This is a genomic window from Enterococcus sp. E4-150 (assembly GCF_035726465.1).
GTDB lineage: Bacteria > Bacillota > Bacilli > Lactobacillales > Enterococcaceae > Enterococcus_B > Enterococcus_B faecium.
The window spans coordinates 15,425-28,071 of the sequence record NZ_JAPRGK010000018.1 but is presented as its reverse complement, the minus strand read 5'-3'; the positions used below and the strand labels follow the sequence as shown (position 1 = coordinate 28,071).

General features: G+C 31.5%; 18 protein-coding genes. 7 read left to right on the top strand and 11 right to left on the bottom strand.

Annotated features, from left to right (window positions below):
* The first annotated feature begins 235 nt into the window (after positions 1-235).
* Positions 236-721, top strand: a complete 486-nt coding sequence (locus tag OZ002_RS11900; protein WP_325083401.1) for a hypothetical protein — start codon at positions 236-238, stop codon at positions 719-721.
* A 125-nt stretch (positions 722-846) separates the two neighbouring features.
* Here the strand turns inward: OZ002_RS11900 and OZ002_RS11895 are convergent, their stop codons facing one another.
* The 4 genes from OZ002_RS11895 to OZ002_RS11875 form a co-directional block, all read right to left on the bottom strand.
* A complete protein-coding gene (locus tag OZ002_RS11895; RefSeq protein ID WP_325083400.1) occupies positions 847-1,149 on the bottom strand; it encodes a DUF5960 family protein in 303 nt (100 codons plus the stop codon).
* 1,699 nt (positions 1,150-2,848) lie between these two features.
* A complete protein-coding gene (locus OZ002_RS11885) occupies positions 2,849-3,151 on the bottom strand; it encodes a hypothetical protein (RefSeq protein WP_123840012.1) in 303 nt (100 codons plus the stop codon).
* A gap of 419 nt (positions 3,152-3,570) precedes the next feature.
* Positions 3,571-3,750 (bottom strand): hypothetical protein, encoded by a 180-nt coding sequence (locus OZ002_RS11880; RefSeq protein WP_002324899.1) that lies wholly within the window; start codon positions 3,748-3,750, stop codon positions 3,571-3,573.
* 178 nt (positions 3,751-3,928) lie between these two features.
* Complete coding sequence (locus OZ002_RS11875; RefSeq protein ID WP_123840010.1) at positions 3,929-4,183, bottom strand: hypothetical protein; 255 nt, start codon at positions 4,181-4,183, stop codon at positions 3,929-3,931.
* Positions 4,184-4,280: 97 nt separating this feature from the next.
* Here OZ002_RS11875 and OZ002_RS11870 point away from each other — a divergent pair, with 97 nt between their 5' ends.
* From OZ002_RS11870 to OZ002_RS11850, 5 genes are all read left to right on the top strand, one after another.
* Positions 4,281-4,496, top strand: coding sequence for a hypothetical protein (locus tag OZ002_RS11870; protein WP_002331709.1), 216 nt, complete (start codon positions 4,281-4,283; stop codon positions 4,494-4,496).
* A gap of 261 nt (positions 4,497-4,757) precedes the next feature.
* The gene (locus tag OZ002_RS11865) at positions 4,758-4,955 is read left to right on the top strand and encodes a cold-shock protein (RefSeq protein WP_002293041.1); all 198 of its coding nucleotides are present in this window, start codon (positions 4,758-4,760) and stop codon (positions 4,953-4,955) included.
* 278 nt (positions 4,956-5,233) lie between these two features.
* Positions 5,234-5,587 (top strand): ArsR/SmtB family transcription factor, encoded by a 354-nt coding sequence (locus OZ002_RS11860; protein ID WP_002331711.1) that lies wholly within the window; start codon positions 5,234-5,236, stop codon positions 5,585-5,587.
* The gene (locus OZ002_RS11855) at positions 5,565-6,242 is read left to right on the top strand and encodes a type 1 glutamine amidotransferase domain-containing protein (protein ID WP_325083398.1); all 678 of its coding nucleotides are present in this window, start codon (positions 5,565-5,567) and stop codon (positions 6,240-6,242) included. Before OZ002_RS11860 ends, OZ002_RS11855 begins: the two co-directional genes overlap by 23 nt.
* Positions 6,243-7,166, top strand: coding sequence for an NAD-dependent epimerase/dehydratase family protein (locus tag OZ002_RS11850; protein ID WP_002331713.1), 924 nt, complete (start codon positions 6,243-6,245; stop codon positions 7,164-7,166).
* Positions 7,167-7,247: 81 nt separating this feature from the next.
* On the opposite strand, the gene OZ002_RS11845 is transcribed toward OZ002_RS11850, so the two are convergent.
* The 7 genes from OZ002_RS11845 to OZ002_RS11815 all read right to left on the bottom strand — a co-directional run bounded on the left by OZ002_RS11845 (position 7,248) and on the right by OZ002_RS11815 (position 11,606).
* Complete coding sequence (locus tag OZ002_RS11845) at positions 7,248-7,640, bottom strand: VOC family protein (RefSeq protein WP_002323082.1); 393 nt, start codon at positions 7,638-7,640, stop codon at positions 7,248-7,250.
* A gap of 171 nt (positions 7,641-7,811) precedes the next feature.
* Positions 7,812-8,603 carry a TraX family protein gene (locus OZ002_RS11840; protein ID WP_325083394.1) on the bottom strand — a complete coding sequence of 264 codons (792 nt, stop codon included), beginning with the start codon at positions 8,601-8,603 and terminating at the stop codon, positions 7,812-7,814.
* Positions 8,604-9,092: 489 nt separating this feature from the next.
* Entirely contained in the window at positions 9,093-9,383 is a 291-nt protein-coding gene (locus OZ002_RS11835) for a hypothetical protein (RefSeq protein ID WP_025480068.1), read from the bottom strand.
* A gap of 117 nt (positions 9,384-9,500) precedes the next feature.
* A complete protein-coding gene (locus OZ002_RS11830) occupies positions 9,501-9,761 on the bottom strand; it encodes a hypothetical protein (protein ID WP_002322258.1) in 261 nt (86 codons plus the stop codon).
* Positions 9,762-9,897: 136 nt separating this feature from the next.
* The gene (locus OZ002_RS11825; RefSeq protein ID WP_002299276.1) at positions 9,898-10,311 is read right to left on the bottom strand and encodes an Hsp20/alpha crystallin family protein; all 414 of its coding nucleotides are present in this window, start codon (positions 10,309-10,311) and stop codon (positions 9,898-9,900) included.
* A gap of 455 nt (positions 10,312-10,766) precedes the next feature.
* Positions 10,767-11,252: a hypothetical protein gene (locus tag OZ002_RS11820; protein WP_125179280.1), complete on the bottom strand. Its 486-nt coding sequence runs from the start codon at positions 11,250-11,252 to the stop codon at positions 10,767-10,769.
* A gap of 138 nt (positions 11,253-11,390) precedes the next feature.
* Positions 11,391-11,606, bottom strand: coding sequence for a DUF378 domain-containing protein (locus OZ002_RS11815; RefSeq protein ID WP_002289418.1), 216 nt, complete (start codon positions 11,604-11,606; stop codon positions 11,391-11,393).
* A gap of 223 nt (positions 11,607-11,829) precedes the next feature.
* Here OZ002_RS11815 and OZ002_RS11810 point away from each other — a divergent pair, with 223 nt between their 5' ends.
* Entirely contained in the window at positions 11,830-12,630 is an 801-nt protein-coding gene (locus tag OZ002_RS11810; RefSeq protein WP_002289420.1) for an SDR family oxidoreductase, read from the top strand.
* Positions 12,631-12,647 lie beyond the last annotated feature (17 nt).

Sequence of the window (12,647 nt, the reverse complement as noted above, 5' to 3'; positions counted from 1 at the left end):
CAAAAATTTCTAAACAGAAGCCATAAAGGTTTTCAACAGGTAACCGATACATTAGTTTCAATGTTTACTGAGTAACTAATTATTTTGCAGGAGGACAATTTATTTACACAAAATTATTGACGCTCCCGAAAATTTTTATGCAAATAATGAAGATTATAATTTAAAAACTGATTTTTTTAATTGGTTGTTTTATAACTATGATGAAGAAAATGGCATTTTAGAAAATCACTTTTATTTGAAGAATATCGGTGGTTTCATAGGTAATATTACTGATGAACAAAATATATTTAAAGGAGTCTCGCAACAAACTTCTGAACTTATAATAACTAAAGCGTTTATAAGTAATGGAGAGACTTTGAAAAATGTGACAGCTAGAATTAGAAAAGAGAATGAAATAGATATTGTCTTTGGAATCGATGACGAATCTAACACAGTAATTTATTTAAACCAGTCAGAAAACCTAACTTTATTTGAAAATATAGATAAAGCTACTTTTTTGCTAGTTTACCTTTATGGTATCCTTATTCCTAATTTAAGGGAAATATATCTTACGAAAGAGAAGAAATTTATTGAGGAATTAGAAGGAGATTTTAGTAAGAAAATCGGAGTTGAAGTGATTAAATCTATTGTTAATAATAACAATATAACAATTAATGAATTACAGAAAATCTTTACTGAAGAAACTAGCAACATTTTAAAGATTGAAAAACAACTTTCATAACTAATAATAAATAGTAGAAGAAAGGCTTTGTTGGAATAAATACAAAGCCTTTCTTCTACTATTTATCAATAAAGATCGAAATATCAGACTTCATAATATATATACGCAGAACTTTGAAATATTTTTTAATCTTTGCATCTTTCTGGATCAACGAAAGTATACTTTATATAGTCATAACGCCGATGATCGCTTCGTGCGTCTGGCACGTCAGTCACGACATCAAACAAAAAGTATACGTCTTTCTTCATTCTAGTTTTTGCAGCAGGGATTTTGAAATAGTTCTTATTAGAATAGTAGAGATTGATTAATAAGCTATCTTCGATTGCTAAAAAGAAAACTTCTGAATCCCATACTTTATAAAAATCTTTGATAAATCTATTCGAAGGATCAAATTTAAACCATAATTGTGTTTTTCCTTCCATTAACATATAAAGTTCACCTCAAAAAAAGTATACGAACAAACGTTCTTTTTGTAAACCCTAAAATAGATTTTCCTGAATATGTTTTGACGATTCCTAAGCGATAAGTATGTTTTTTTGCGATTAAGAACTTTATTAGCAATCAGCAGAGTAACTGTTAAAAGTAAGATAAAGATAATATCTCCCACATTTATCCCACCGAGGATATATAAAATCACATAAAAATTTGAGATGATACGAAGTAGTGTGAAAAAACAATAGAACATGAAGCAATTGCAAAGACTTCTATATGAAGCAATTTAAAACTTATTGAAAATGTATGTAATACTTTTAGAATATAAGACTATAAGAAGCCTTCATGGCCGTTCTGAAAATGGATGAGGAAGAAAGTAAGAAGTAGCAAGGAATTTAGGAGTTTCTTAGCTTTCAAAATTTGTGAAATTCAAAAATATTCGCCCTATGTTCGCCCAAGTTTTTACTTGGGCGAATTTTTTGCACTTTAAATCAAAGATCTTTTCAGACGTTGGGCGAAAATATCAACAGCTTCATTTTTCATTTTTTTGGTTACATGTGCGTAAGCATCCATAGTAGTAACTAATCTAGAATGACCAACTCGAGCCTGGATTTCTTTTGGGTTTGCCACCGGATTGTTACCGGTGGCTTTTTTTGGTAAAATTCAAGAATTTTTTCTTAAATTCTCCATGATATCTATCGTTTCAGTTTTTATCTTATTTGTCACATGAGAATAGGTGTACATCTAATAATGCCTTGGATACCTTGGAATCAGTGGATGAGTTGGAAACAACTTTGGATTAATCAAAAGAATCCATGTATAAACTGAGTTATGCCGTTTAAGTTAGCGCAGAATCCCTAGCTATTTAAAAAATGGTTTGGCTAAGATCTCTCAAAAAGAGTATTTATTCAAATAACTTTTTAGAAAAATAATTAGGCTAGAAACAAAAGAAGCCAGCTACAAGAGCTGGAAAAGTTAATTTTTTGTATTCAGATAAATTAATATACAAATAAAAAATACTATCGAAAACACTAACCCAACTAAATAATTGGATAAAAAAAGGGGATCAGAATCTGAATCATCCCAAATCTTGAGCATGAAATAGATAAATGGGAGGAATGAGACGATCAATAAACAATCTTTTTTACGCCATATTTTCAAACAACTTAGAACAATAATTTTATATGCACAAGTAACCCAGAATAAGATTTTATAATAAATAACAAAGTTATATCCCCTTTATTTTTTCTCTTTCCCAATATATTTATTTTATCACTATTTATTTATTATGAGAAAGAAATGAGACTAAGGGGAGAAGTCACAACAAAGTTTCTGAAGAAGAAGTATATAAAACGGCAAATCGACGTATTGTTAATGCGAGTGAGGCTATTCGTAAGTTTGGATTTCTATATTAGATAATGATCGTCAATGGGAGGGAACGGAATAAAAATAAAAGACGGATTTTACGATAGTAGTCATGGTATTGATGGTTAAATACTAGATATGCCGATAAAGTACCCTAATTAATTCGGATTGAAAGAATGATGAAATGCGATAGACAGCAACGGTTGAAAAATAGTAAGAACAATTAGGAAGAGTTGAAATTCACATCCTTGTTTTTACTATTTCCGTTGCTGTCTATCAATTTATAAACATCAAAGTTATGTTTACTTAAAATATATCAATTGCTTATTGTCAAAGATAAATATAATACGCATCAGCTTCCGAAGTAACAGAATTTACCTTATGGAGTCCTTCTAATTTGATGTGGAGTTCATTGGCAACTTCTTCAATATATTTGTTAAATATCCTATTTTCTAATTTTAAATAATTAGCAATCTCTATAGAAATAACTTTTTTACGTTCTTTTCCTATAAACTGAATATTAAAATTCCTTATAACGTTGTTTCTATCACTTCCATTAGAAAAGCTACTTCTCATTGATACATATTCTTTTATAGATGCAAGAGTGCTTTTTATCATTTGAAATTCATCCATAACTTCACCTTCTCTAATTATTTTAATTTTAATTTAATTATACATGATACTTCTGTTTCTAGCCATTTTTTTGCTGAAGAGAAGATTGAGGTCATTATGCAGGAGAAGAATGAAGAGGCAGCTAATTATTCAAATGAAAAATTTGATAAAACAAATCAAACACAGACTACAATAAATGTCGTTTTTGCAGTGTGATCGTGTAAGATTTGTAAAATAATAAAGATAAGATCAGCACAGCAGTTTCTAACAAGGTGTATTATGAATTGATCCACAACAAGATAAATCAGAATTTTATTTAAATGAGTAAAAAAAGAGAAAATAAGGCACTTAAAGTCTAGCGACTACCGTTAGGGGAAAAGATAAACAGATTCTTTTCTTATTTTTTAGTTACATAGACATTCAGAAAAAAAGACAATCAACTAGTGATCGTCTTTTAGAAAATTTCCAATTATTTTTGTGATATTACTAGAAAATGAGACAAGAGCAAGACCTAAAATATTTATGAAAAAATTGAAATCTAAAAAAATAGCATTAAGTATAACAAGAATCATTCCGGTGTATAAAAATATATTAGCATTAAGTTTGTTGATAAGCGTCATTTTTCTTCCTCCTATCACTTTTAGATAAGAGTATCTCTTATTTATTTTATAGTCAATACCTTAATAATAAGTCGACAGAAACAAGAATTAAGGAGAAACAGTTGGATGTCAATTGATAGTACTAGTATAAAGACAAAAACAACAAGTGAGAAAATTTATAGTTATAAAAGCAGAAAAATTAATAATTCTTATAAAGATATCGCAAAACAACGATAAAAAGAATAAGAGATAAAAACAACCCTACTACGTAAAAATTTAATGCTGCAAGCGATTGATAAAATGTATGTTTTATTATTTTTATTATAAAAAACGCAGATGGTAAAAAAGAAAGCACTAATATAATCGCTTTTCTAGAACGTTTAGTGAAGTAAAAGAAAGAGATGACACCAATACAGACTGGAATCCAAAATAAAAGCATACTAAATGTGACCACAGTATCATCTCCCATATAGTCTTATATCAATTAGGATAATAGCATTTTATCAACTAATAGCCAACTAATAACCAAATAATAAGAAGAATAGTTTCGAATGAATCACAGATACCTCAAATTAACAAAATTAAGAAAACACGAACTAACTGCAGCGAAAGCAAAATTAAAAAAAGAATATGGAGTTTCTGAAGAAGAAACATATAAAGTTGCGAAAAATTGTATTGCTAATATAACCACACTGCAAACATTTTGTTTAAAAACGGAAGTAGTTAACGAAGAACAAAAAGAAACTAGATATTACTCGATTAATTGATAGAGAGATCATTCATTGAAGGGCTTTCTCGTTGGTTAATCAATTATTGTGATTTTCTGAAATTTCACATCTTTTTATTTATATTTAAGCCGTATATCGAGTGATTATCCTTGTGTTAGCATTACATCCGTGTTATAGTAAATAAGTAATCTAATTTGAAACGTAATCTGAGCGATATATTCACACTATAAAAACTCCTTTTACCAAGTAATATTAATTGCAATAAAACACGTATTATATACGTATCAGGAGGAAATATATATGAATAACGGTACAGTAAAATGGTTTAACTCAGATAAAGGTTTTGGTTTCATCACTGGTGAAGATGGAAATGACGTATTCGCTCATTTTTCAGCAATCCAAGGAGAAGGCTTTAAGTCTTTAGATGAAGGCCAAGCAGTTACTTATGATATTGAAGAAGGACAACGTGGTCCTCAAGCAGTAAATATCGTAAAATAATGTTGAACGTTAACCGCCTCATATGAGGTGGTTTTTTTGTTTATGTCGGTAGAAAAAATTCCTCACCGTAATATTAGGTGAGGGATTTTTTTCGTTCATTAATTAATTTTAACATTATTTTTTGCTTCAGTTTGGCTATTTTCTGACAGCCAGTTTTTACCTGCTTTATCTGAAATTGTCGAATCGTAAAGAAGCTACTTTTTTGAGCAAAGGAATTTACATATTTTATTAAAAATGGTTTAATGGTTTAAACTAATAAACGAAAGAGGTAGATCACAATGAATGGACACGATCGCTTAAAAACAGAACTAGAATCATTAAGTGATTTTTTAACAGCTTTAGGTGACAGAAAAAGACAATTGATTTTGATTAGATTATTAAATGAAAAAAGCTGTCATGGTTTGCAAGTAGGAGAACTAACTGACGATACAGGTTTATCAAGACCAGCAGTATCGCACCACTTGAAAATTTTAAAAGACGCCGATTTATTAGAGGTCAGAGAAGAGGGAACTAAAAATTTTTACTATTTAAAACACGAAAATAAAAATATATATAAACTAAGAGATTTTTTGTCTGACGTAATAGATGAAATAGAGGAGCTAAAAAACAGTGAAGAAAATTCTGATAGTTGAAACAAATGTCAATCAATACAAAGGAACAAATAAAGCTACTGGGCTTTGGCTAGGAGAAACAGTAGAATTTTTAGCAGAAATCTATAAATATCAATTTGAAGCTGATTTTGTCAGTCCGTTAGGTGGTTATGTACCGATTGACCCTAGAAGTATGAAAAATCTAGATCCTGATGTTATGGACATTTATTCTAATGAAACATTTATTGAAAAAGGTTTGAGGAATACGTTGTCTCCTGCAAACGTAAAGAGTGAAGATTATATTGCTATTTACTTTACCGGAGGACATGGTGTCATGTGGGATTTTCCCGAGAATAGTGCATTACAAAAAATAGCTAGTGATATTTATGAATCAAATGGATATGTATTATCTGTGTGCCACGGTATAGCAGGTTTATTGAATATCAGACTTGCTAATAATGACTATTTAATAGCAAATAAAAAATTGACTGGTTTTACTAAAACGGAGGAATTATTGGCGATGAAAAGCAAAGTAGTTCCTTTTGATAATGAAGAGATGACTGTAAGGAGAAAAGGATATTTTATCAAGAAGCGTTTCTTTAAGAGTCATGTGGTAAAGGATGGTCATCTGATTACTGGACAAAACCCGTATTCAACAAGAGAACTAGCACGAACATTCATCAAGGAGATTATCTAAATGCAAACAGTTATTGGCAGTAATGGCCAAATTGGATACGAATTAGCAAAAGAACTCAATCAAACGTACGGGAAACAGTTGCGCTTAGTTAGTCGAAATCCGAAATCAATCAACGATACAGACGAACTAATCTCAGCGGATATTTTAGATCGTGAGGCAACTATTCGTGCTGTAGCAGGAAGTGAGATTGTTTATTTTGCTGCAGGATTACCGATGGACTCCGAACAGTGGAAAACAAAATTTGAAATCATGTTAGAAAATGTCATACAGGCTTGTAAAGAAACAAAGGCGAAATTAGTTTTTTTCGATAACACTTATATGTACGAAAAAAATGACACGGAACAATTTGAGGATAGCAAATTTATTTATGATGGTATCAAATCCACTGTTCGAGCTAAAATGGCAGACCGGCTAGTGACTGAAATGGAGAATCCTGACATCGATGTGATGATTTGTCGCGCTCCTGAATTTTATGGACCTAATAAGACGCAAAGTATTACAAACAGTTTATTGTTTAACCGAGTGAAAAATGATAAGACTGCTTTGTTGCCAATTTCTGATCAAACATTAAGGACCTTAATATGGACACCTGATGCTAGTAAAGCCATGGCGCTTTTAGCAAATCAGCCTGACACTTATAACCAAACCTGGCATCTACCTTGTGATGTAAGTCGAACATATGAAGAGATGATAAAGTTGATGGAAGAAAAATTGCACAAACCGGTAAAATATAAAGTGATCAAACAATGGATGTTTGATCTTGGCTCTATATTCAATAAAAATATGCAAGAGCTAAAAGAGTTATTACCTAGATATCATTATGACAACAAGTTTAATTCTGATAAATTTAAAAAGAAATTTCCAGATTTTGAAATAACAACATTCTCAAATGCATTAGACGATTTATTCAAGTTAGAAAAGTAATATTACTCGAGAGAAAAAACGATAGTTGACTTTCCATATTTAATGGATGTCAACTATCGTTTTTTACGTTTTATCTCATGCTTAGAATAACAATTGCCAAGTAAAGCCAAACTTGTCAGTCACCCAGCAAACTTCCGTATACTTCTCATAGTTTTTTTCATGCATCATTACAGTTCCGCTATCTTTTAATGTATTAAACGCCTGATCGAATTCTGCCTGATCATCTACTTCAATCAAAATGGTAGATGCCCAGGTGGAGGCAGGTGCAGGGAAATCTTTTGACATATCCAAAAATCCAATTACTTGATTGCCTAATTTCAGTTCGCCTTCAAGTATAAGATCCGGTTCCTCTTTACTGGTATCTCCATACCGATTCAACTTAGTGATTTCGGAGTTAGGAAAAGCTTTGTGATACCAATTGATTGCTTCTTCTGCTTGACCATTATACGTCAAAAACGGCAATATTTGCTTCATCTTTTTCCCTCCAGATTCCTTTTTGTGAGATCGATTGCAAAGCGATTGTAACATGGAATGGGTAAAAAAGACTAAGGAAAGGAACTAAATCGAAATGGTGAATTCTCCTGCATAAGTTTCATGGGATTCTTTAAGTGTTTATGACAAGTTTTTCTTTCATTAATAATTAGTCTAGTATTTATATAAAAACGCGGATAGCAAATATAATAGGGCAATATGTGCCGGATAAAAGATATAGAAGAAATATTTCATTCCTTTTCCTTTTTGTCCGTTATATAACAATATCGGGATGACTGAAAAGATCATTATCCACTGGGTCGTACCCAAGAAGAAGTATATGCCGGCAACGATTGAGATAATAATACATTGAATGCTACGGTGATTTCTTGCTAAATAAAGTAAAGGAATCAAAAGAACCATAAAATTATTTTCTGCTAAAAGCAGTGCAGGTAAAAATGACGTAATCAGCATAAAAACAATTTTATTTTGAACGATTACTGGACTGGAAAATAACAAGGGAATAAATAGTGAGAGTAAGATTGGTAAAATGAACAAGAAAATACCTGTAAGAATCTTTTTCCAACTTCCAGTATTTTTTCCATCAGTGAAAAGATCAAATGCATACATCATGACCGTACCAATAAACAAATCTCTAAAAATATTATTTATCAATACCACTTCATCATAATGAACGATATTACCAAGAAAATAAGTGAAGAAAGCCATAAGAACCATTGAGAAATAAAGTCGCTTCATATATTTCTTTTTATCATGTGTATGTGAGAAGCCTACAACGCTTATAAAAAAGAACAAAGTAGCAACTGGCCTACCAAACCAATCCAGCCAATCGGGAGCACCAAACGGATAAAACATTTGATGAATGTGATCGATAAACATCAACGTAATCCCTAAAATTTTTAGATCAAAGTTAGAAAATCCTTTTTTCAAGCTAACAGTATTCAAATTTTTCCCTCCTAATTAAATAAATGAAACAAGTGACAGTTGTATTATTAATAAAGTTGAGCAAGAATCCAATCGAAAAAGCTAACACTTTTGTCATATGATTTTCTATAATAATTAACGAGATGGAGAAATCATCTTTGAAATATTAGTGAATGGGAGATAAAATAGAGCGTAACTATAATTAAATTATGTAAACCTAAAAACTGCAAGTAATTTCTATGCCAATGTATCACGACACTAGAAGTACTCCAATTTGTCTAAACGTTTATCTATAATAAAAAAGTGCGAAATGCCGCACTCTTTATTTAGTTTTTATGCAAAAAATCAAGTTATAAGATAAAGTAGGTGGGATTTTGTTACTATGAATAACATAATAAGAAAGTAAAGTGGATTGATTTGAGATCTTTTTATACTTCAAAAAAGATAACACCCAACTTTCAAAAATATGTTTTGGAAGTTGGGACAAACGAGTTAATACATTTTAATACATTATTTTTTATTCAAAAAAAATAGCACAATGGCAAAGATCATAAGAGAGATCATAAGCCCCAATGAATGACTAAAAAGAAAAGCAGAATCACATGCCATATCATCCCATATTTCTTCAAGAAAATAAATAAGCGGGAAAAAGGGAAGGAATAGTAGAACATCGATCCAGCACCATTTTTTTCTTCTTTTGAAATAACATAAAACAATAAACATGAACGTGCAGGGAAGTAAAAACAAAGCTTTACTCATAACTAACAAAATACCAGCTCCTTTTATTTTTTTCTCCCCCACATTCAAAGAGTAACAATGGTATGTACTTAATAATAGAAAAATGGATCAACTTGTATGAATAACAGCTGAAAAGATCTGCACCAAATAAAAAACTTCCAGCCAAAACTGACTGGAAGTTTATTTTTTTCTGAAATATTCTAACACAAATATGAAAAAGATGGCCGAAGCTAATAAGCCGATTTCGTAGCAAAACAATGAGATACCAGAGTCGTAATAATAAAATCCTCTAATCTTATGGATAAAATAGATCATCGGACAAGCAGATAAGAGTAAGTATTTGTTAGGCCTTTTGAATAAGTAAAAGAAAGCACTGGTCATTATGATAAATGGTATCCAAAACAAAAGTTTACTTAAGACAATCAAATGATCAACTCCCATATTTTTTACCAAGAGAGATCATAACATCTTTATCGTAAAAACAAAATATTTTTTTGCTCATTTTGAAAATTTAAACATACTCGTTCTTATCCAAATATATAAAAATCGCCCCTCATTCATCGAGAGGCGATAAGTTCTAATTTAACTCAATTTTTTTTGTTTCTTTTGGCTGATGAGCTGTTTTAGGTAATACCAATTTCAGCACACCGTTTTTAAAGGTTCCAGTGATTTTTTCTTCATCAACATTAGGAAGATAGAATGAACGTTTGTAAGAGACCGAATGTCTTTCTTTCCGTACATAGTTGCCATCTTCTTTATCTTCTGTATGGGACTCATGATTGGCGGAGATCGTCAAAGTATTATCTGAATATTCAACTGTCGTGTCTTCTTTGTCACAGCCAGGCATATCAGCAGTTAGTTTGTATTCTTTTTCATTTTCGACTAAATCTACTTTTGGATAACTTGAAACACCTAAAAAATCATTGAATGCTGGACTAAACACGTCATTGAAATCAGGGAACATGTCGCGAATGCTAGGTACATTTGCCATTTTTGATCATCCTTTCAATAAGTATTTTTTATTTATCCCTATTTACGTAATAACTCTATTTTGAAAAAAATGCAAGTATAATGGTTAGCTTTGTGAATATTTCATCTAATACGATACAAAGGCTATCTTTCTAATTTGAAAAAGGGATCATTAAAATAATAAGAAGAAAATATGTCAAAAGGTAAAAAAGTAAATTCTTCTATCCAAATATAGAAAAATTGAATCTAGAAAACCGCCCGACAATAAATTTCATTAACTCAGTTGACCGAAAATGAAGTAGATACCAAAAATTTATCAAGAGAGCAAGTAGAGAAGTGAGTATATTCATAAGAGAAATAGCTGTAACGAATTATTAGGTTAATGCAAATGCTTATTTATACTCCGTATAACTTTCTCAGAAAAAATGATACCAATAATGACTTGCTAGTACTGTAAATCCGTATAATATCATCTAATCAAAATGGTGTTCCATTTGCATCTGTCATCGTAATCGATGCTTCGGGTGACACTCGATAAAAACCAACGCTTCCAGATCCTCCTTGGGAACGGATTTGTTTGCTGGAAGCTGTGAACAAATAATCTCGATCAATTTTTTGATAAAAGCTAATAACAATATCGTCACTTTGTAATTCGGAACGGTGGGCAATAAGAAATAGAAGTGCTTTGTCAGAGTTTTCTAATGGAAGAGAAGGTACAGTGCTTTCTTGCATTTCAGATGTTGAAGAAATGCTAGACGACTGAATACTTGATTGGCTATGTTGCGAATCTACATTACCAGTAGAAGTATTAGTAATGGAAGTAGTAGAAGTACTTTTAGTTGAACCAACCTCAGTTGTTGAAATGGCTGCTGAAGATTCTTTAACAGAATTCTTTGTTTTATATCCACAGGCAGAAAAAAGTATTACAGTTCCCAACAAGCCTGCGTAAATCCCTTTATGCATGATAGCTCCTCCTAAAATAGATTATCTTTATTCAGTATATCACTTAAACAAAGAAAAGCAGATGGTTTAAAATGAAAAAACCTTCCCAATAAAGGGAAGGTTCATGAAGATAATAACTTTTTTAATAATTATAGCTTTCTAATATCTTTCATCAACTTTTCTAGTAATCATTGGGAAAAATTTCAAGCAGTAGATCGCACAAATACCTACGACGATATAAATGATCTTCGCAAAAATAGTTGTTGAACCACCAGCAATCATAGCTACTAAATCAAGTTCGAACAAGCCTACCAACAGCCAGTTCAACCCTCCCACAATCAATAAAGTTAATGCAATAGCATCTAAAGTTTTCATTAGAATTCTCCTTTCTTAAATGATAAAACAATTATATATCAAAAAGAGAAACATTGCTTATATAACGCTCAGGAATTTTAGCAATCTATGCAAAAAGATGAAAATTTTTTTTGCTCTTCCATTAGTACACATTTTTTAGCTGAAGCTGTAAATTTCATGTCTTAATTTTTTTTAGTGAGCTTTTATACTGGATTTGTAAGAAAAAAGAAGGAGAGGATCACATATGTCGGATTGGTTGGATATTGCAGGAAAAGTAGTAATTGTAACTGGAGGTTCCTCAGGAATTGGAAGAAGTATCGTCGAAAATTTGTTGAAGCAGAATGCACAAGTAGCGAATTTTGATGTAACTGAATGCCGTATACAGCATGAAAACCTACTATCTTTAAAAGTCGATGTGTCTTCTAAAACGGACATAGAAGAAGGGATATATAAAGTAATGAAACATTTCAAGACGATCGATGGTCTAGTCAATAATGCAGGAATAAATATTCCTTCTCTTCTAATAGATAGAAATCATCCAAAAAGCAAGTATGAATTATCAGAACAAGTTTTTGATAAGATGATAGCTGTCAATCAAAAAAGTGTATATTTGATGAGCCAAGCAGTTGGAAGAATCTTGGTGCAAAAGGGATCAGGAGTGATCGTGAATCTTTCTTCTGAATCAGGATTGGAAGGATCAGAAGGACAGAGCTGTTATGCTGCTACAAAAGCAGCGATGAACAGTTTTACTCGTTCTTGGGCAAAAGAGTTAGGAAAGAGGAATGTTCGTGTGGTAGGTGTTGCACCAGGGATACTGGAAGAAACCGGTTTGAGAACACAAGAATATGAAGAAGCTCTTTCTTATACGAGAGGTATAAGCGTCGAACAGCTGAGAAACGGTTACAGTCGAACAAGTACGATCCCTCTAGGAAGGAGTGGTAAGCTGCAAGAAGTGGCGGATCTAGTCTGCTATTATCTTTCAGAAAGATCAAGTTATATCACTGGAGTCACGACTAATATTTCAGGAGGTAAAACAAGAGGATAAAGGATAGGGGGGACGCA

Bases quoted from the DNA above. Each gene is read 5' to 3' on its own strand.
- OZ002_RS11895 (WP_325083400.1), bottom strand. From the start codon at position 1,149: ATGTTAATGGAAGGAAAAACACAATTATGGTTTAAATTTGATCCTTCG.
- OZ002_RS11885 (WP_123840012.1), bottom strand. From the start codon at position 3,151: ATGGATGAATTTCAAATGATAAAAAGCACTCTTGCATCTATAAAAGAA.
- OZ002_RS11880 (WP_002324899.1), bottom strand. From the start codon at position 3,750: ATGACGCTTATCAACAAACTTAATGCTAATATATTTTTATACACCGGA.
- OZ002_RS11870 (WP_002331709.1), top strand. From the start codon at position 4,281: ATGAATCACAGATACCTCAAATTAACAAAATTAAGAAAACACGAACTA.
- OZ002_RS11865 (WP_002293041.1), top strand. From the start codon at position 4,758: ATGAATAACGGTACAGTAAAATGGTTTAACTCAGATAAAGGTTTTGGT.
- OZ002_RS11860 (WP_002331711.1), top strand. From the start codon at position 5,234: ATGAATGGACACGATCGCTTAAAAACAGAACTAGAATCATTAAGTGAT.
- OZ002_RS11850 (WP_002331713.1), top strand. From the start codon at position 6,243: ATGCAAACAGTTATTGGCAGTAATGGCCAAATTGGATACGAATTAGCA.
- OZ002_RS11845 (WP_002323082.1), bottom strand. From the start codon at position 7,640: ATGAAGCAAATATTGCCGTTTTTGACGTATAATGGTCAAGCAGAAGAA.
- OZ002_RS11830 (WP_002322258.1), bottom strand. From the start codon at position 9,761: ATGGGAGTTGATCATTTGATTGTCTTAAGTAAACTTTTGTTTTGGATA.
- OZ002_RS11825 (WP_002299276.1), bottom strand. From the start codon at position 10,311: ATGGCAAATGTACCTAGCATTCGCGACATGTTCCCTGATTTCAATGAC.
- OZ002_RS11820 (WP_125179280.1), bottom strand. From the start codon at position 11,252: ATGCATAAAGGGATTTACGCAGGCTTGTTGGGAACTGTAATACTTTTT.
- OZ002_RS11815 (WP_002289418.1), bottom strand. From the start codon at position 11,606: ATGAAAACTTTAGATGCTATTGCATTAACTTTATTGATTGTGGGAGGG.
- OZ002_RS11810 (WP_002289420.1), top strand. From the start codon at position 11,830: ATGTCGGATTGGTTGGATATTGCAGGAAAAGTAGTAATTGTAACTGGA.